The sequence below is a fragment of the Rhizobium oryzicola genome (assembly GCF_030504645.1).
Taxonomy (GTDB): domain Bacteria; phylum Pseudomonadota; class Alphaproteobacteria; order Rhizobiales; family Rhizobiaceae; genus Neorhizobium; species Neorhizobium oryzicola.
Map to the genome: position 1 here is coordinate 1 of NZ_JAUKWQ010000001.1, position 17,255 is coordinate 17,255.

Here is a 17,255-nt window from a genome sequence, read left to right on the forward strand (position 1 = left end):
AACTCGGGATCATTCTGACAGAGCGATTTTGTGACGAGATCAAGCCGAGACACGAAGGGCATATCCCTTGATACGGTCGAGTGGCGCGGCGCTGATATCGGTGCAAAAGCGCCCGTCCCTTCGGGTTCCGATTGGCGGACACCAGATGGCGAACCGGTCTCGCCCGATGCAGGAGCATTGAACTTCACCCGTTTCACCACCGGATCGTACGCGCCAATCGTGAAACAGAACTGACCCGGAGTTTGCTGGAAGTGCTCTAAGCGCGCTGACCAGCAGAAATATATCCCCTCCCGCGCCACAAGGCTTTAGCCATCACCTGGCAAAGCCTTCCTTTACCTTCTCAACAACCTCGATTAATCGCCGACCTGCATCCCCCAACGCACCACTATTGTCTCAAGTCACCGGAAGAATAGCGCTGGTGGCGCCGCTTCCGTACGTACAGCAAAAAACGCATGCGCAATAATTGCCTATCGCTTGTAAAACAATAGTTTTTGCCTTCCCCCACAAGTGACGGGCAGGGGTATAAAGCCGCGTTATTGTGATCTAGCCTGGTTCGCACCCATGGCGGGCTCTTTTGGGGGAGTGGCAATCTTGGAGAAGACGGGCCGTTTCGATAGCGTCGATGCGTTGCGTGCTGTGGCCGCATTTCTTGTCATATGGTTACATGTGAGCGAAGTCTTCTCCACCGTGACGACGCCCGCACGCGCGTCGACAAGCCTGCTCTATTCGTTACCTGAGCGCTTTGATACTGGAAGAATCGGTGTCTTGATCTTCTTTCTGGTCAGCGGTTTCGTAATTCCTGCCGGCTTGCGAGGCGAAACCGCTCCGACGGCACGGATCTTTTTGATACGGCGTTTCTTCCGTCTCTATCCGCTGTACTGGATATCGATCCCGCTCAGCATTCTCACGATGTGGTGGCCTTTTGATCGCTCGGTAGAATCCGCCACTCTCATGGTCAACCTGACCATGCTTCAGGCCGTGTTCTGTGAGCCAGATATATCGGGCCTCTACTGGACATTAAGAGTCGAGCTCTACTTCTACGCCATATGTCTCGGTCTGTTTTTGCTTCGATGCCTGGATCGGGAAATTACGCTTGTTATTGCTGGAGTCGTGATCGTTCCCACGCTGGCTTTGATCCATCTGGCGAATGGAGACCGTATCGGACTATCTATCTGGACACAGGATGCTGCTTTTATCAGCATTATGTTTTTAGGCAGCCTGTCTCGTCGATATGTCGATGGAAGATTGTCCCGTGCCGGACAATTCGTTCTAGCGGCGATCGTTCTGTTTTATTGCGCAGGGTTCCCATGCCTACTCGCTTATGTCTATGCAACGCGTGACACTGTGCATCCAGATATCGTAAAGATCCTAGGTTCGTACGCGCTTGCTGTTGGCGTCTTTGCGATTGCTTTGAAGCTCAATCTCAAGTCAAGACTTCTGTCCTGGCTGGGTAAAATCAGCTACTCGCTCTATCTGATGCATCCAATCGCATTTTATACGCTGTACTGGTTGGTCGCTCGCACAGGTGACGCGCATTGGCTGCGGCAACTACACATCTCCGTCTACCTTTTTGCGTCCTTTGCCGCGACGATTGCCCTGTCAGCGATCACCTATCGCTTCGTTGAAGCGCCGATGATGGCGCTTGCCGTCAAGCTGACGCCACGGCGTCAGATGGTGAGAGGCATCGCCTGATGCACCCCTTGCGGATTGGCGGACTTTTCTCAGGGATTGCTATTCCGTCGTGAAGCCGCTCGGACCGCCGCCAGTGTCGACGAAGCGCAAGCCCGCCGCCTCGAAGGCCAGCCGAAGCTGCGCTTCAGTGGCCCGGTGCGTATCATGGCGATTGCCCTCGTAATCCCGAATCGTACTGCGTGAAACACCGGAACGGTCGGCAAGGTCGGTTTGGGTCCAATCCAGAAATCCCCGTGCCGCGCGACACAGAGCAGGTGTCAGAATTTTTCGAGCGTCCGGTTGACCCATGCAGTCGCGTTGCCCATATTGATTGAAACTAATCATATAAGGCGATTTGGATGGCTTGACCAGTGCTCTGGCACCTGTGCCGGAAACGCCTTCTCGATCAAAAGGAGTGCATGGCTTGGGGTGATTGATCAGAACGTGTGGCTGGTAGTTCTTCTACTGCTGCCTTTTTTGGGCAGCTTTGCCGCGGCCTTCATCCTCAACACCACGTCGCGCAATCTCCCTGTCGTTATCTCTGCAGCCGTGGCCGCTGTCGCGCTTGGGGCCAGCATCTCTTGCTATCCGGCCATCGCAGGCGGTGAGATTCTCCGTTATCAATTCGCTTGGCTTCCGCAGTTCGGCCTCAACTTTTCCCTGCGCATGGATGGCTTTGCCTGGATCTTCACCGTTCTGATCCTGTCGATCGGCCTTCTGGTGATCCTCTATGCCCGCTATTACATGTCGGATGAGGATCCGATCCCGCGGTTCTTCTCGTTCCTTCTGGCCTTCATGGGCGCGATGCTGGGTATCGTTTTATCCGGCAACATCATCCTTCTGTCGGTGTTCTGGGAACTCACCAGCATCTTTTCCTTCCTGCTCATCAGCTATTGGCATGGCAATGCCAATGCCCGTGATGGCGCGCGCATGGCGCTCACCATCACGGGCATTGGAGGTTTCTGCCTGCTGATCGGCTTTCTGCTGCTTGGCAACATCGTCGGCAGCTATGATCTGGACAAGGTTCTGGCCTCGGGCGACATGATCCGGGCGCATCCGCTTTATCTGCCGATGCTGGTCTTCATCCTGTTGGGAGCGCTGACGAAAAGCGCGCAGTTTCCTTTCCATTTCTGGCTGCCGAATGCCATGGCAGCACCCACGCCGGTGTCGGCCTTCCTGCATTCGGCAACCATGGTGAAGGCCGGGGTCTTCCTGCTGGCACGGTTCTGGCCAGCGCTTTCAGGCACTTATGAATGGTTCCTGCTGGTGGGCCTGGCCGGCATGCTGACACTTCTGCTGGGAGCCTATTTCGCCATGTTTCAGCAGGATCTGAAAGGACTGCTCGCCTATTCGACCATCAGTCATCTCGGCCTCATCACCACCCTGCTCAGCCTTGGCAGCCCGCTTGCCACGGTGGCTGCCATCTTCCACATGCTGAACCACGCCACTTTCAAGGCATCGCTGTTCATGGCGGCCGGCATCATCGATCACGAGACCGGCACGCGCGACATGCGAAAACTGAGCGGCCTCATTCGCTGCCTACCGATCACAGGAACGCTCGCCATGGTGGCAAGCGCCTCCATGGCGGGTGTGCCGCTGCTGAACGGGTTTCTTTCGAAGGAAATGTTTTTCGCGGAGGCGGTGGAAACGCATGAGAATTCGATCTTCGATACCATGCTGCCTTATGTCGCGACGCTGGCGGGCGCCTTCAGTGTGGCCTATTCGATCCGCTTCATCCACGCCGTTTTTTTTGGCCCTAAGGCGACACAGCTTCCCAAGAAAGAACCGCATGAGCCGCCGCACTGGATGCGCTTTCCCATAGAGTTCCTGGTGCTGGTCTGCCTGGTAGTCGGCATCTTCCCCGCCTATTCCATCGGTCCGTTTCTTCAGACGGCAGTGACGAGCGTTCTCGACAAGCAGACGCCCGATTACAGCCTGGCTATCTGGCATGGTGTCAACACGCCGCTGATCATGAGTCTGATTGCTCTTGTCGGTGGCGCGACGATCTACGCCCTGCTGAAGGGCTATCTGGCGAGCTGCGACGATGGTCCTCCGATCCTGCGCGGTCTAAAAGGTCAGCGCGTATTCGAGCGTGTGCTGGTGACCGTATCCTGGCGCTGGGCGCGCTTTGCCGAGCAGAGGCTCGGCACTCGCAATCTCCAGCCGCAACTGCGCTGGGTGGTCTTCACAGGTCTCATAGCCGGCTTATTGCCTCTGTATCTGTCAGGCTTCGAAGTGCGCCCGTTCGTTTGGAAGGGAGCCGATCCCGCCTTCGCCGCGCTTTGGGTCATCGGCATCGGGCTTGCGCTCGGAACGGCCTATCTTGCGAAGTATCATCGTCTGGCTGCCTTGGTCATGCTGGGTGGGGTTGGGCTGATCGTCTGCACGACCTTTGTGTGGCTCTCGGCCCCGGATCTGGCCGTTACGCAGCTTCTCGTGGAAATCGTCACGACCGTTCTCATTCTTCTCGGCCTGCGGTGGCTGCCGAAACGCAATCCCGAGATCGAGGAGCATTTAAGCCTTCGCGCCCGCGCTCGCCGCCTGCGCGATCTCTTGCTCGCCATCACCTGTGGTGTGGGCATGTCCTTTGTCGCCTTCGCGGTCATGACCATGCCCGTGCCGGATGCCATCGCCAACTATTTCCTCGACAATGCCTATTCGATGGGTGGCGGACGCAATGTCGTAAACGTCATTCTGGTGGATTTCCGCGGTTTCGACACACTCGGCGAAATCGCTGTCCTGGGTGTTGTGGCGCTCACCGTCTATGCGCTTCTTCGCCGCTTCCGACCGGCGGCCGACAGCATGGACCTGCCCGAACAGCAGCAGATCCAGAACCGTTTCGATGCGGAACGTTCTGATCGCGATCTGGGGGATACAGTGCGCGAATATCTGCTCGTGCCATCGGTCATCATGCAGTGGATGTTCCCGTTCATCATCACGCTGGCCGTCTATATCTTCATGCGTGGACATGACCTGCCGGGTGGCGGCTTTTCCGCAGGCCTCACGCTTTCCATCGCCTTCCTGCTTCAATATCTGGCGGGCGGCACGCGCTGGGCGGAAGACCGCATCCGCATCCAGCCGCTCCGGTGGATGGGCGGCGGCCTTCTCATTGCCTCAGCCACCGGCATGGGAGCCTGGGCGTTTGGCTATCCCTTTCTCACCTCGCATTTCCAGTATCTGGAGGTGCCCTTCATCGGCAAGGTTCCCGCCGCAAGCGCCCTGCTGTTCGATCTCGGCGTCTTTCTGCTGGTCGTTGGCTCGACCGCGCTGATCCTCGTTGCCCTTGCCCACCAGTCGATTCGCATCAACCGCCTGCGTGCGATCGAATTGTCCAAGAGCGAGGCTGCACAGGAGGAGGCCACGGCATGGAAGTGATCCTCTCGATTGCCATCGGCATCATGACGACCTGTGGCGTATGGCTCATTCTGCGCCCGCGTACCTTTCAGGTCATCATCGGCCTTTCGCTTCTGTCCTATGCCGTCAATCTCTTCATCTTCGGCGTCGGTGGCGTGAAGAGCAATCTGCCCCCCATTCTGGAACAGGGCGTACCAGCCCGCATGCTGACGGACCCGGTTCCGCAGGCGCTTGTGCTGACCGCAATCGTGATCGGCTTTGCCACCACGGCCCTCTTTCTTGTTGTGTTGCTCGCCTCGCGCGGGTTGACCGGCAATGACCATGTGGACGGGAGGAACGAAGGCAAATGACCGGCTGGACACAGCACCTCATCATCGCGCCCATCCTGATCCCGCTTGCCGCGGCGGCCTTGCTGTTGTTCTTCGATGAGCGCCGGCGCGTCGCCAAAGCCATGATCAGCCTTGCGGCGACCGTCCTGATGGGCTTCGTCGCGATTGTCCTTTTCCGGGCGGAAACGGGTTTGGATGGCTTTCAAGGCGTCTATCTGCTCGGCAACTGGGCCGCACCCTTCGGCATCGTGTTGGTGCTGGATGGCCTGTCTGCGCTCATGCTGCTGCTTGCAGCATTGTTGGGACTTGCGACGCTCGTCTTTTCACTGGCGCGCTGGCACGCGATCGGCGCACATTTCCACAGCATGTTCCAATTGCTGCTGATGGGCGTGAACGGCGCCTTCCTGACCGGTGATCTCTTCAATCTCTTCGTGTTCTTCGAGGTCATGCTGGCCGCCTCCTATGGGCTGATGCTGCATGGCTCCGGCCCCATGCGCGTCAAGGCCGGCATGCATTATATTGCCATCAACCTCGTGGCGGCCCTGCTGTTTCTCATCGGCGTCAGCCTGATCTATGGCACGTCGGGCACCCTCAACATGGCGGATCTCGCCGCGCGTATTCCGGAAATCGAGCCGGATCGTCGCCTGTTGCTGCAGGCAGGCGCCGGCGTGCTCGGCATCGCCTTCCTCATCAAGGCTGGCATGTGGCCGCTCTGCTTCTGGCTCCCTTCGGCTTATAGCGCGGCGGCAGCACCCGTTGCCGGGCTCTTTGCCATCCTCAGTAAGCTCGGCATCTATGTGATCCTGCGGCTGACCATGCTGCTGTTCGGAGATGGGCCACTGGCGGGCTTCGGCTCCGGCTTCCTGCTCTATGGCGGTACCGCAACCTTGGTGTTCGGCATTATCGGCGTGCTTTCATCCCAGGCGCTGGGGCGACTGGCGGGATATTCGGTGCTGGTCTCCTCCGGTACTATGCTGATGGTGCTCGGCATCAATGATGGTGCCGTCTCCTCCGGCGCGCTTCTCTACATGGTCAGTTCGACGCTGACGCTCGCCGCCTTTTTCATGCTGATCGAACTGGTTGAGCGCGGGCAGGATGCCGGGGCAGCCGTGCTGGCGGTCACCATGGAAGCCTATGGGGAAGGGGAGGAGAGCGAACTGGAACAGGCGGAAGGTGTTGCCATGCCTGGCACCATGGCGCTGTTGGGCATCTGCTTTGCCGCCTGCGCCATCCTGGTGGCGGGTCTTCCACCTCTCTCCGGCTTTATCGCCAAGTTCGCCATGCTGTCCGCCATGATGGGAACGGGCACGATCGGCATTCCGCCGACGGCAGCGGTGTGGACGCTGGCAGCCCTGGTCATTCTGTCCGGCGTCGCCTCGCTGATCGCCATGAGCCGCGTCGGCATCTACACCTTCTGGACCTCGCTGGAAGGCGTGGTGCCGCGCGTTCTCGTCATAGAGATTGTGCCTGTCCTGTTCCTGCTCGCGCTGACACTTGTTCTCACGATCCAGGCGGGCCCGGCGATGCAATACATGGAAACGACCATCCGCGCGTTGTCCAACCCTGAGGTCTATATCGATGCGGTCCGCCAGGCCGTCGTGATTGGCAGTTCGGGCCAAGGGGGGGCGCATTGATGCTTCCCTATCCGCTTCTGACATTGAGCCTCGTCTTGATGTGGCTGCTGCTCAATGGTTTCAGTTTCGGGCATCTTCTGCTCGGCAGTTTCGTGGCGATCTTTGCCAGCTGGGGCATGGCGGCCTTGCGCCCGGAAAAGCCAAGACTGAGGAAATGGTACCTGCTGCCAAAGCTCTTCTGGCTGGTGTTTGTGGATGTCATCCGTTCCAATCTGGCGGTGGCGCTTGTCATCCTGCGGGGCAGGCCGAGAGGGCACACGGCAGGCTTTCTGACCATGCCGCTGGAACTGCAGGATCGCACGGCCCTTGCGATCCTGGCGGTCATCCTCACCAGCGTGCCGGGCTCCGCCTGGCTGGAATATGACGCTTCTGAACGCCACGTCCTTCTGCATGTGCTGGACCTCATCGATGAGGAGACATGGGTCGATATGGTCAAGAACCGCTACGAGAAACTGCTGATGGAGATTTTCGAATGAGCACCATCATTCTCTTCACCGCCGTCTCCCTCGCGCAATTCATGCTGGCGGGCGCCATGGCGCTTGCAGCAATCCGCATGTTTTGTGGGCCGCGCGCGCAGGATCGCATCATCGGCCTCGATTCGCTCTATATCAATGCCATGCTTCTGCTGGTGACCTTCGGTATCGGTACCGGCCGCGTCATCTATTTCGAAGCGGCGCTGGTGATCGGTATGTTGGGCTTCATATCCACCGTCGCGCTCGCCAAGTTCCTGATGCGCGGGGAGGTGATCGAATGATCCAGTCTGCTATCGACCTGCCGGTGTGGGCCGCCTGCCTGGTCGCCTTCTTTCTCCTTATTGGCTCAGGCCTCGCCTTGATTGGCGCGATCGGCTTCCTCAGGCTTCCCACTTTCTATGAACGCATTCATGCGCCGACGCTTGGCACCAGTTGGGGCGTGGGCGGCATCGTTCTGGCGTCCATCCTCTATTTTTCGCTATCTTCCTCGCGGCTGGCGGTGCATGAAATTCTGATTGGCATCTTCGTGACCGTCACCACGCCAGTCACGCTGATGCTTCTGGCGCGTGCAGCTCTGCATCGCGACCGGGCGGAGAGAAATGGGAATGTGCCGGAGCGGAAGCGCGAGATCTGACGTTCTGGGAGACTGAGGAGGAGTTTTGCATGACAATGGAACGTCTGGCGGCGGGAGACATCCTGCCGGACAATAATCGCGCGGTACTGATCGGTCGCGTATGGTCCAAGCGGGAAGGAGGACCCTGCCCGGTTCTGGTTCATGAAGGGCAGGTTCACGACCTGTCAGGCCTGGCGCCGACGGTTTCGGAGCTTCTGGAGCGACCAGATCTCGTGGGTGTGTTGAGTCGTTTCGACTCCTATCCGGTTCTGGGTTCGCTGGATGCGTTTCTGAGCGGCGATGCGGGCGAGCTTCTGGCGCCTGTTGATCTGCAGGCGGTCAAGGCGGCCGGCGTCACCTTTGCCGACAGCATGCTGGAACGGGTGATCGAGGAACAGGCGCGGGGTGACGCCACTCGAGCGGAGGAGATCCGCAAGAAGCTGGCGCCTGTCATCGGCGACAATCTGCGCGGCGTCGTGGCAGGGTCGGAAAAGGCCGCAGAGGTGAAGAAGCTTCTGCAGGAACTCGGCCTGTGGTCGCAATATCTGGAAGTCGGCATCGGGCCGGATGCGGAAATCTTCACCAAGGCCCAGCCCATGTCGTCTGTTGGATGCGGTGCCAAGGTCGGCATTCACCCGATTTCGGAATGGAATAATCCTGAGCCGGAAGTGGTGCTGGCGGTACGCTCCGATGGCGTGATTGTGGGTGCGGCGCTTGGCAACGACGTGAACCTGCGCGATGTGGAGGGTCGATCCGCCCTGCTGCTGGGCAAGGCCAAGGACAACAACGCTTCTTGCGCCATCGGCCCGTTCATCCGTCTGTTCGACGATGGCTTCACGCTGAGCGATCTGGAAAATGCCAAGGTGTCGCTGAAGGTCGAGGGTCAGGATGGTTTCACCATGACCGGCGAAAGCCTGATGTCCGCGATCAGTCGCAAGCCGTCCCAGCTTGTGGGCCAGTTGCTGAACCCCAATCACCAATACCCTGACGGTGCGGTACTTTTCCTGGGCACCATGTTTGCCCCCGTCAAGGATAGGCGCGGTGCTGGCCAAGGCTTTACGCATGAGATCGGTGATCGCGTGGAGATCGCGACACCGGCGCTTGGCCGGCTCGTCAACTGGGTGGATCGCAGCGATGCCTGCCCGCCTTGGACTTTCGGCTCACAGGCGCTGATGCGCAATCTCGCCAATCGCGGGCTTCTATAACCTACTCGGGCACACTCGGCAGAACCAGGTCCTTCTTCTTCAACTGCTGCTCGCGGAAGAAGATGAAGAGACCTGAGCCGATGATGAGGGCCGCTCCGACCACCATCGTCCACTCCGGCACTTCGCCGAAGAAGACCCAGCCGAACACCACGGCCCAGAACAGAAGCGTATATTGAAGGGGCGCGACGGCGGCCGCGTCCGATATCTTCAGGGCACGGTTGACCAGGATATGCGCGCCCATGGCGACAACGCCCAGCAGGCAGAGAAGCAGTCCTTCCAGACCGGAACGCAACGGTACCCAATCGAATGGCGCAATGATGATGCCCACAAGGCCTGAGGCAGCCAGCTGGAAGAAGACCAGCAGGATATCCGGCGTGCCGCGCAGACGCCGACCGGAGAGCAGCATGAAGGCAAAGGCGCCTGTTCCGATGATCGAGATCAGTGCGGGAAACGTGAACATGGCCGAGGACGGCTTCAGTGTGATCAGCACGCCGACGAAACCGATGGCGATCGCGCTCCAGCGCCGCCAGCCGACATGCTCTCCAAGGAGGAGCGGAGATGCCGCCGCCACATAGATGGGGGCCGCCAGCCAATAAGTCATGACGTCGGCGAGCGGCATGTACATGACCGCATAGTAGAAGCAGAAGATTTCCAGCGTGGAGAAGGCGACGCGCGCAAACTGCAGCCAGGGCCGCTCGACCGCCAGGATCGGTTTCAGCCCCGTTCGCCACAAGAAGGGTGCAAGCACAAGAAGTGCTGCGGCGCTGCGCACCAGGATCACCTGGCCCAACCCGTAATTCGCCACCAGCCATTTACCGATCGCGTCATTGACAGCGAACATCAGCATGCCTGCCAGCATGATAGCGGGGCCGGCGGAGAGAAAACCGGGCTTGCCGGAGGCGATCTGGGGGGATGTCACGAAGAGAAGACCTGGGTTTATCGAATCGCCGCGTCGTCGATCCTGAAGCGGCTCCGCACGCCGATTAGCACGTTCACATATAGCGCGAAAGCATGTCTGGAGAGACTTGATGGAACTTGATCCTGGCTAGCACGTTGAAGCGACAGGCAAATTTTTGGAGTGTCTGCCATGTTGAAATGGGCGCTGATCTTTTTCGTCATTTCCCTGATTTCCGGCTTTCTCGGTTTTTCCGGCGTATCGGCAGCAACGGCCACGATTGCGCGCGTGCTTTTCTTTATCGCCCTGATCGTCTTCCTGGTCTTCCTGGTACTCGCCTTCATGGCCGGCAGCGCGGTTCTCTAAGGCAGGCCTCATGTCTCCCGCCGAAACAAAAAAGCCCCGCCTTGTGGCAGGGCAGTCTGGGGGAAAGCTCACCCCTTTCGGCGGGAGCGTGCTATTGAAGACAGAGTTCCCCGCTGTCGGCGAGGCCAGTTTGCCCAAAAGCGGTACGATCCGGCAAAAAAGCGACATGGATTGAACTATGAAGACCGCGCGCTTTTCACGTCTCCTTCACGGCCTGCATGGCGACTGACGTCGATGTGCTCGATACGTAAGGCAAGCTGGAGATCTTCTCTCCCAGCACCTCCCGATAGCGGCGTATGTTCTGCGTCCTGACCTTCAGCAGATAATCGAATCGCCCGGCGATCATGTGGCATTCCTCAACTTCTCGAATTTTGCGGACCGCCTGGTTGAATTCCGCCAGCGCCTGTTCGCGTGTGTCCGATAGTTTCACCTCCGCAAAGGCAATGTGATCCAGCCCCATCTTCTGCGGGTTGATGACAGCGCGGAAGCCAAGAATGAAGCCCTCATCGATCAGGCGTTTCAGCCTGATGTTGCAGGGCGTCTTGGAAAGCCCGATGCGGTTGGCGAGGTCGGTCACGGAAATGCGCCCGTCCTTGGACACTTCCTCCAGGATTTTCAGGTCGTAGGAGTCAAGAAGATCTGAAGGAACCTCATTCATGGTCAAATATCCTATAGATGCGCAAATGATTGTTCCTTCCGTCTAGAAGCGACACCTGAAATAGTCCAGCACTTTCGGTCGATCGAGCGTATGATATCGGCATTCCACGCCAGCCCGGATCGCGCCCATGAACACGCCAATCATCCCCTCTGCCGCTCTTGATGACGCATCGCCACTGCCATTCTCGCGCTTTGCGCTACCCGTGCGTGCACAGTCCCCCTTGCGGCAGGCCATCACCGCTGCCTATCGCAGACCGGAACCCGAGGCATTGAGACCGCTTCTGGCGGAGGCAACGCTGCCGGAAACCACGGCTCGCGCCGTCCGCCAGACGGCGACGGCGCTGGTTTTGGCTTTGCGCTCCAAGCCGCGTGGTTCGGGTGTCGAGGGGCTGGTACATGAATATGCGCTTTCCAGTCAGGAAGGCGTTGCATTGATGTGCCTGGCGGAAGCACTTTTGCGCATTCCCGACATGGCGACGCGTGACGCGCTGATTCGCGACAAGATCGCAACCGGCGACTGGAAGGCGCATCTGGGTGGCAGTCGTTCCCTCTTCGTCAATGCCGCCACCTGGGGCCTGGTGGTGACCGGCAAGCTGACCGGTACGGTCAATGACCGCAGCCTGTCTGCTGCCTTGACGCGCCTGATTGCCCGCTGTGGTGAGCCGGTCATCCGCCGCGGCGTCGATATGGCCATGCGCATGATGGGCGAGCAGTTCGTGACCGGCGAAACCATCGATGAGGCGCTCGATCGTGCCAAGGTGATGGAGGAAAAGGGTTTCCAATACTCCTACGACATGCTGGGCGAGGCGGCCACCACAAAGGCCGACGCCGAGCGCTACTATCGCGATTACGAGGCGGCAATCCACGCCATCGGCCACGCCTCGAATGGACGCGGCGTCTATGGCGGTCCCGGCATTTCCATCAAGCTTTCGGCGCTGCATCCCCGCTATGCACGCGCGCAGGCAGAGCGGGTGATGCGCGAGCTTCTGCCGCGTGTGAAGGCGCTGGCGCTGTTGGCAAAGACCTACGACATCGGCCTCAACATCGATGCGGAGGAAGCCGACCGGCTTGAACTGTCACTTGATTTGCTGGAAGAGCTTTGCGTTGATCCCGATCTCGCTGGCTGGAACGGCATGGGCTTTGTGGTGCAGGCCTATGGCAAGCGCTGCCCCTTCGTGATCGACTACATTATCGACCTCGCCCGCCGCTCCGGCCATCGCATCATGGTGCGCCTGGTGAAGGGCGCCTATTGGGATGCGGAAATCAAGCGCGCCCAGGTGGATGGGCTGGAGGATTTCCCGGTCTATACGCGCAAGGTCCACACGGACGTTTCCTATATCGCCTGTGCGAAGAAGCTGCTGGCGGCAGAAAGGGAAGTCTTTCCGCAATTCGCGACCCATAATGCGCAGACATTGGCCACGATCTATCATCTGGCCGGACCGGATTTTGCGATTGGCCGCTACGAGTTCCAGTGCCTGCACGGCATGGGCGAGCCACTTTACGAAGAGGTGGTGGATAAGGCCAAGCTTGCTCGTCCCGCCCGCATTTATGCGCCGGTGGGGACCCATGAGACGCTACTGGCCTATCTGGTGCGCCGCCTGCTGGAAAACGGTGCGAACTCCTCCTTCGTCAATCGCATCGGCGATGCGGAGGTATCGGTAGACGATCTGGTGGCTGATCCGGCTGCAGTGGTTCGGGTAATGCCGGTGCCGGGCGCAAAGCACGACAAGATCGCGCTGCCGCGGGATCTCTTTGGGAAAGCGCGCCCCAATTCCGCGGGCCTCGATCTCTCCAGTGAAACGCTTTTGGCGCAATTGAGCGAGGTATTTTCTGAGAGCAGCCTGACGCCGACAGTGGCAGCACCGCTGACCGCTTTTGAGGCGTCCGGCGAGCCGGCGCTGAGCGTGCTGAACCCTGCCGATCATGGGGATGTGGTAGGTCAGGTCGTTCCAGCATCGGAAGGCGATGCGCGGCGTGCCGTTGCGATTGCCGCTGAACAGGGCAAGGCCTGGGGCTCCGTGCCGCCATCGGAGCGCGCTGCCTGCCTGGAGCGTGCCGCCGATCTCATGGAAGCACGCATGCCGCAACTCCTGGCGCTCATCATCCGTGAGGCCGGCAAATCCACCCAGAACGCCATTGCGGAAGTGCGCGAGGCGGTCGACTTCCTGCGCTATTACGCGGAACAGGCGCGCCGGACGTTGGGGCTTGGGCATCGTCCGCTCGGGCCTGTGGTCTGCATCAGCCCGTGGAATTTTCCGCTCGCCATCTTCACGGGCCAGATTGCGGCGGCGTTGGTAGCCGGCAATCCGGTTCTGGCCAAGCCTGCCGAGGAAACGCCGCTGATTGCCGCCGAAGGTGTTCGCATTCTGCATGAAGCCGGAGTGCCGCGAGAAGCCCTGCAATTGCTGCCGGGCGATGGCCGCATTGGGGCAGTCCTGGTGGCGGAGCCGCAGGTCAATGCCGTTATGTTCACAGGTTCGACAGAAGTGGCACGTCTTATCCAGAAGCAGCTCTCCGGCCGACTGCTGCCTTCGGGCAAGCCGGTGCCGTTGATTGCCGAGACCGGCGGACAGAATGCCATGATCGTCGATTCCTCCGCGCTTGCCGAACAGGTTGTGGGCGATGTGATTGCGTCTGCCTTCGACAGCGCCGGCCAGCGATGCTCAGCCTTGCGCATTCTCTGCCTGCAGGAAGATGTGGCCGATCGCGTGCTGGCCATGCTGAAGGGCGCGCTCGCCGAGTTGTCGATCGGGCGCCCGGACCGGTTGGCAACCGATATCGGCCCGGTCATCACGGCAGAAGCGAAGGCGGGCATCGAGGCGCATATCGAGCGGATGCGAGGCCTGGGTTACGCCATCCATCAGCCCGCGCTTCCGGCGGAATGCGAGAAGGGCACCTTCGTCGCGCCTGCCGTTATCGAGCTGCCGTCGCTTGATGAGCTGAAGCGCGAAGTCTTCGGTCCTGTCCTGCATGTCATCCGCTATCGCCGCAATGATCTGGACCGGTTGATCGACGCCATCAACGCGACCGGCTATGGCTTGACGTTCGGCTTGCATACGCGTCTCGATGAAACCATTGCGCATGTGTTGGGGCGTGTCCGCACCGGCAATCGTTACGTGAACCGCAACATCATTGGGGCTGTCGTCGGCGTTCAACCCTTTGGCGGGCGCGGTCTTTCCGGCACTGGACCGAAGGCGGGTGGCCCGCTCTATATCGGCCGGCTTGTGGAAACGCCGCCGGTGCCGCCGCGTCACAGCTCCGTGCATGTGGACCCGGCACTGATCGACTTTGCCCGTTGGCTGGAGGATCGCGGACGGATTGCTGCTGCGGAGCTTGCCCGCACGCTGGGGGGGCAATCGGCTCTCGGCCTTGAACTCTTGCTGCCCGGCTCGGTTGGCGAACGCAATGTCTATGCTCTGCATGGCCGGGGCCGGATCCTGCTGGCGCCGCAAACCTTTGACGGCCTGATCAACCAGCTCGCAGCTGTGCTGGCCACCGGCAACACGGCGGTGCTGGATGCGGGCTCGGGGCTACAGCAGGAGCTTGCCGGTCTACCCGCTTCCGTTGCTGGACGCTTGGTCGTGTCGAAGGAATGGGCGGCGGACGGTCCCTTCGCGGGCGCTCTGATCGAAGGCCATTCTGCAAGAACGAAACTCGTGCTGGAAAGCATTGCGGAATTGCCCGGCCCGCTCGTGCTCTCGCAGACAGCCTCACCCGACAGGGCTTCCGATCCTGATGCCTATTGCCTGAACTGGCTGCTGGAGGAAGTCTCCACCTCCATCAACACGGCGGCGGCTGGCGGCAATGCCAGCCTCATGACGATCGGTTGAGATAGCTCGCACAATCTGCTTCAACGCTCTTCGCGAAACATTCGGGAAGAGCGGAGAAGCGGATTGCCAAGCTATAAAACACTCAAACGGAGTGCGTTCGTTTTCCTCGTGGTGTCTGTACCGTTGAGCGCCTTGGCACAGTCCCCTCTGGGGTCCTGGCAACCGACGGAAGAAATTAAAACCTATGCGATCGACGGCCAGACCGGCGCCCAGCTCTACGCATCCATGGGCGATCGCGGTCCGGTTCTGGCGGGTGGCAGTCGCGCTATTGCCCATACCACCTTCAAGCTGACCTGGACTCGGAAGTACGAACCGAAGGATGGCGCCTGCACGATCACAGTCGCCAGACCGAAGCTGATCATCACCTATACGCTGCCAAAGCCTTCCTCGAAGCTGCCGCCGGCACTGGCTGCCAGCTGGTCCCGTTTCATCAAGGGCGTGGAAGCACATGAACGGGTGCATGGCGGCTATATCAAGGATCTGGTGCATCAGATCGAGGCGGTGAGCTTGGGCATGACGGCGCCCAACGATCCCTCCTGCCAGAAGATAAGGGCGCAGCTGACGGAGAAGCTCGGAGCACTATCCCGCGCAGAACGCCAGAAGAATGCGGATTTCGACCGGGTGGAGATGTCCGATGGCGGCAATATCCATCAGCTGATCCTGGCGCTCGTCAACGGACCGTAACCTCTTGAAATGCAGAAGGCCCGCCGCGGATGCGGCGGGCCTTCTGACGAGACCGCAGGCGGCCCCTTTCCCTTGGGAGGAAACTTATTCAGCGGCCTGAAGCGCCGGTGCTGCTTCCGGCACGACTTGGCCGGAAAGAGCCTGGGCAAGCTGGGCCTGATCCAGTTCGCCTTCCCAGCGTGCCACCACGATCGTGGCAACCGCATTGCCGACGAAGTTGGTGAGCGCGCGGCATTCCGACATGAAGCGGTCGATGCCGAGGATCAGCGCCATGCCGGCAACCGGAACGGACGGAACGACCGAAAGCGTGGCAGCGAGCGTGATGAAGCCGGCGCCGGTGATGCCGGCTGCACCCTTGGAGCTCAACATGGCAACCAGCAGAAGCAGGATCTGGTCACCGATCGACAGCTGGATATCGGTGGCCTGCGCGATGAAGAGGGCAGCCAGCGTCATGTAGATGTTGGTGCCATCAAGGTTGAAGGAGTAGCCGGTCGGAATGACGAGGCCGACGACCGAGCGCTTGCAGCCGGCGCGTTCCATCTTCTGCATCAGGCCCGGAAGCGCTGCTTCTGAGGAAGAGGTACCGAGAACCAGCAGCAGCTCTTCCTTGATGTAGCGGATCAACGAGAAGATGGAGAAGCCGTTGTAACGGGCAACCGCGCCCAGGACGACGATCACGAAGAGCAGTGCCGTGATGTAGAAGGTGGCGAGCAACATCGCCAGGTTCGCGATCGAGCCAATGCCGTACTTGCCGATGGTGAAGGCCATGGCGCCGAAGGCACCGATCGGGGCAGCCTTCATGAGGATGGCGACCAGCTTGAAGACCGGCGCGGTAACGGCGTTGAGGAAATCGGTCACGGGCTTGCCGCGATCGCCAACCATGGCGAGCGAGATGCCGAACAGAACCGAGAAGAACAGAACCTGCAGGATATCGCCCTGCGCAAAGGCGCCGACAATGGTTTCCGGGATAATGTTCATCAGGAAGCCTGTGACCGTCGTCTCATGCGCCTTGGTGGCATAGGAGGTCACGGCCTTGGCATCGAGCGTCGCCGGGTTGATGTGCATGCCGGTACCCGGCTGCACGACGTTGGCGACAATCATGCCGACCACGAGCGCGAGCGTGGAGAATACCAGGAAGTAGATCATGGCCTTGCCGGCCACGCGTCCAACCTTCTTCAGGTCTGTCATGCCGGCGATGCCAGTCGCAACGGTCAGAAAGATCACAGGTGCGATGATCATCTTCACGAGGCGGATGAAGGCGTCGCCGAGTGGCTTCAGGGAAGCGCCGACGTCCGGGTAATAGTGGCCAAGCGCAATGCCGGCGGCGATCGCGACAAGAACCTGAACGTAAAGCTGGCGGTACAGCGGAACTTTGCCGCGCGGTGCCGCGGCTTCAATAGGTGCATGCATAAGGTCTATCCTCCATCGCGCCCCAACCTGATGGCTCTCCCGGGGCGGTATTTGACGATACGCATACTCAAGCAATTGCCATGCCACTCAGGCGAACATGATGTAAGTCACTGAAATAGCAATTATTTTGTCAA

15 protein-coding genes are annotated in these 17,255 nt (G+C 59.8%); 11 read left to right on the forward strand and 4 right to left on the reverse strand.

Annotated elements, in window-relative coordinates:
* Positions 1–591: 591 nt before the first annotated feature.
* Entirely contained in the window at positions 592–1,692 is a 1,101-nt protein-coding gene (locus Q2T52_RS00005) for an acyltransferase family protein (protein WP_302074636.1), read from the forward strand.
* 39 nt (positions 1,693–1,731) lie between these two features.
* Here the strand turns inward: Q2T52_RS00005 and Q2T52_RS00010 are convergent, their stop codons facing one another.
* Positions 1,732–2,016, reverse strand: coding sequence for a helix-turn-helix transcriptional regulator (locus Q2T52_RS00010; protein WP_302074637.1), 285 nt, complete (start codon positions 2,014–2,016; stop codon positions 1,732–1,734).
* Between the two features lie 87 nt (positions 2,017–2,103).
* Here Q2T52_RS00010 and Q2T52_RS00015 point away from each other — a divergent pair, with 87 nt between their 5' ends.
* Genes Q2T52_RS00015 through Q2T52_RS00045 form a run of 7 tightly spaced genes read left to right on the forward strand, consistent with a single transcriptional unit; the run spans position 2,104 to position 9,279 of the window.
* Complete coding sequence (locus Q2T52_RS00015) at positions 2,104–5,046, forward strand: monovalent cation/H+ antiporter subunit A (protein ID WP_302075982.1); 2,943 nt, start codon at positions 2,104–2,106, stop codon at positions 5,044–5,046.
* Positions 5,037–5,375, forward strand: coding sequence for a Na+/H+ antiporter subunit C (locus Q2T52_RS00020; RefSeq protein WP_302074638.1), 339 nt, complete (start codon positions 5,037–5,039; stop codon positions 5,373–5,375). The genes Q2T52_RS00015 and Q2T52_RS00020 overlap by 10 nt, the downstream gene beginning before the upstream one ends.
* Positions 5,372–6,988 (forward strand): monovalent cation/H+ antiporter subunit D, encoded by a 1,617-nt coding sequence (locus tag Q2T52_RS00025; protein WP_302074639.1) that lies wholly within the window; start codon positions 5,372–5,374, stop codon positions 6,986–6,988. Before Q2T52_RS00020 ends, Q2T52_RS00025 begins: the two co-directional genes overlap by 4 nt.
* Positions 6,988–7,464 (forward strand): Na+/H+ antiporter subunit E, encoded by a 477-nt coding sequence (locus Q2T52_RS00030; protein ID WP_302074640.1) that lies wholly within the window; start codon positions 6,988–6,990, stop codon positions 7,462–7,464. The genes Q2T52_RS00025 and Q2T52_RS00030 overlap by 1 nt, the downstream gene beginning before the upstream one ends.
* Positions 7,461–7,742: a K+/H+ antiporter subunit F gene (locus Q2T52_RS00035; protein WP_302074641.1), complete on the forward strand. Its 282-nt coding sequence runs from the start codon at positions 7,461–7,463 to the stop codon at positions 7,740–7,742. Before Q2T52_RS00030 ends, Q2T52_RS00035 begins: the two co-directional genes overlap by 4 nt.
* The gene (mnhG, locus tag Q2T52_RS00040; protein WP_302074642.1) at positions 7,739–8,095 is read left to right on the forward strand and encodes a monovalent cation/H(+) antiporter subunit G; all 357 of its coding nucleotides are present in this window, start codon (positions 7,739–7,741) and stop codon (positions 8,093–8,095) included. Before Q2T52_RS00035 ends, mnhG begins: the two co-directional genes overlap by 4 nt.
* Positions 8,096–8,124: 29 nt before the next feature.
* Complete coding sequence (locus Q2T52_RS00045; RefSeq protein WP_302074643.1) at positions 8,125–9,279, forward strand: fumarylacetoacetate hydrolase family protein; 1,155 nt, start codon at positions 8,125–8,127, stop codon at positions 9,277–9,279.
* 1 nt (position 9,280) lies between these two features.
* On the opposite strand, the gene Q2T52_RS00050 is transcribed toward Q2T52_RS00045, so the two are convergent.
* On the reverse strand, positions 9,281–10,138 hold the full coding sequence (locus Q2T52_RS00050; RefSeq protein ID WP_302075983.1) for a DMT family transporter: 858 nt from the start codon (positions 10,136–10,138) through the stop codon (positions 9,281–9,283).
* Positions 10,139–10,366: 228 nt separating this feature from the next.
* Between Q2T52_RS00050 and Q2T52_RS00055 the strand changes: the two genes are divergently transcribed.
* Positions 10,367–10,540 (forward strand): DUF1328 domain-containing protein, encoded by a 174-nt coding sequence (locus tag Q2T52_RS00055; protein WP_302074644.1) that lies wholly within the window; start codon positions 10,367–10,369, stop codon positions 10,538–10,540.
* Between the two features lie 196 nt (positions 10,541–10,736).
* On the opposite strand, the gene Q2T52_RS00060 is transcribed toward Q2T52_RS00055, so the two are convergent.
* Positions 10,737–11,198, reverse strand: a complete 462-nt coding sequence (locus Q2T52_RS00060) for an Lrp/AsnC family transcriptional regulator (protein WP_302074645.1) — start codon at positions 11,196–11,198, stop codon at positions 10,737–10,739.
* A gap of 127 nt (positions 11,199–11,325) precedes the next feature.
* Here Q2T52_RS00060 and putA point away from each other — a divergent pair, with 127 nt between their 5' ends.
* A complete protein-coding gene (gene putA / locus Q2T52_RS00065; protein WP_302074646.1) occupies positions 11,326–15,027 on the forward strand; it encodes a trifunctional transcriptional regulator/proline dehydrogenase/L-glutamate gamma-semialdehyde dehydrogenase in 3,702 nt (1,233 codons plus the stop codon).
* A 63-nt stretch (positions 15,028–15,090) separates the two neighbouring features.
* Positions 15,091–15,711 (forward strand): DUF922 domain-containing Zn-dependent protease, encoded by a 621-nt coding sequence (locus Q2T52_RS00070; protein WP_302074647.1) that lies wholly within the window; start codon positions 15,091–15,093, stop codon positions 15,709–15,711.
* Between the two features lie 84 nt (positions 15,712–15,795).
* Here the strand turns inward: Q2T52_RS00070 and Q2T52_RS00075 are convergent, their stop codons facing one another.
* Positions 15,796–17,121: a dicarboxylate/amino acid:cation symporter gene (locus tag Q2T52_RS00075; RefSeq protein WP_302074648.1), complete on the reverse strand. Its 1,326-nt coding sequence runs from the start codon at positions 17,119–17,121 to the stop codon at positions 15,796–15,798.
* Between the last annotated feature and the right edge of the window lie 134 nt (positions 17,122–17,255).

Coding starts and splice junctions, on each gene's coding strand:
- Q2T52_RS00010 (WP_302074637.1), bottom strand. CDS start 2,016: ATGATTAGTTTCAATCAATATGGGCAACGCGACTGCATGGGTCAACCG.
- Q2T52_RS00020 (WP_302074638.1), top strand. CDS start 5,037: ATGGAAGTGATCCTCTCGATTGCCATCGGCATCATGACGACCTGTGGC.
- Q2T52_RS00025 (WP_302074639.1), top strand. CDS start 5,372: ATGACCGGCTGGACACAGCACCTCATCATCGCGCCCATCCTGATCCCG.
- Q2T52_RS00030 (WP_302074640.1), top strand. CDS start 6,988: ATGCTTCCCTATCCGCTTCTGACATTGAGCCTCGTCTTGATGTGGCTG.
- Q2T52_RS00035 (WP_302074641.1), top strand. CDS start 7,461: ATGAGCACCATCATTCTCTTCACCGCCGTCTCCCTCGCGCAATTCATG.
- mnhG (WP_302074642.1), top strand. CDS start 7,739: ATGATCCAGTCTGCTATCGACCTGCCGGTGTGGGCCGCCTGCCTGGTC.
- Q2T52_RS00045 (WP_302074643.1), top strand. CDS start 8,125: ATGACAATGGAACGTCTGGCGGCGGGAGACATCCTGCCGGACAATAAT.
- Q2T52_RS00050 (WP_302075983.1), bottom strand. CDS start 10,138: ATGCTGGCAGGCATGCTGATGTTCGCTGTCAATGACGCGATCGGTAAA.
- Q2T52_RS00055 (WP_302074644.1), top strand. CDS start 10,367: ATGTTGAAATGGGCGCTGATCTTTTTCGTCATTTCCCTGATTTCCGGC.
- Q2T52_RS00060 (WP_302074645.1), bottom strand. CDS start 11,198: ATGAATGAGGTTCCTTCAGATCTTCTTGACTCCTACGACCTGAAAATC.
- putA (WP_302074646.1), top strand. CDS start 11,326: ATGAACACGCCAATCATCCCCTCTGCCGCTCTTGATGACGCATCGCCA.
- Q2T52_RS00075 (WP_302074648.1), bottom strand. CDS start 17,121: ATGCATGCACCTATTGAAGCCGCGGCACCGCGCGGCAAAGTTCCGCTG.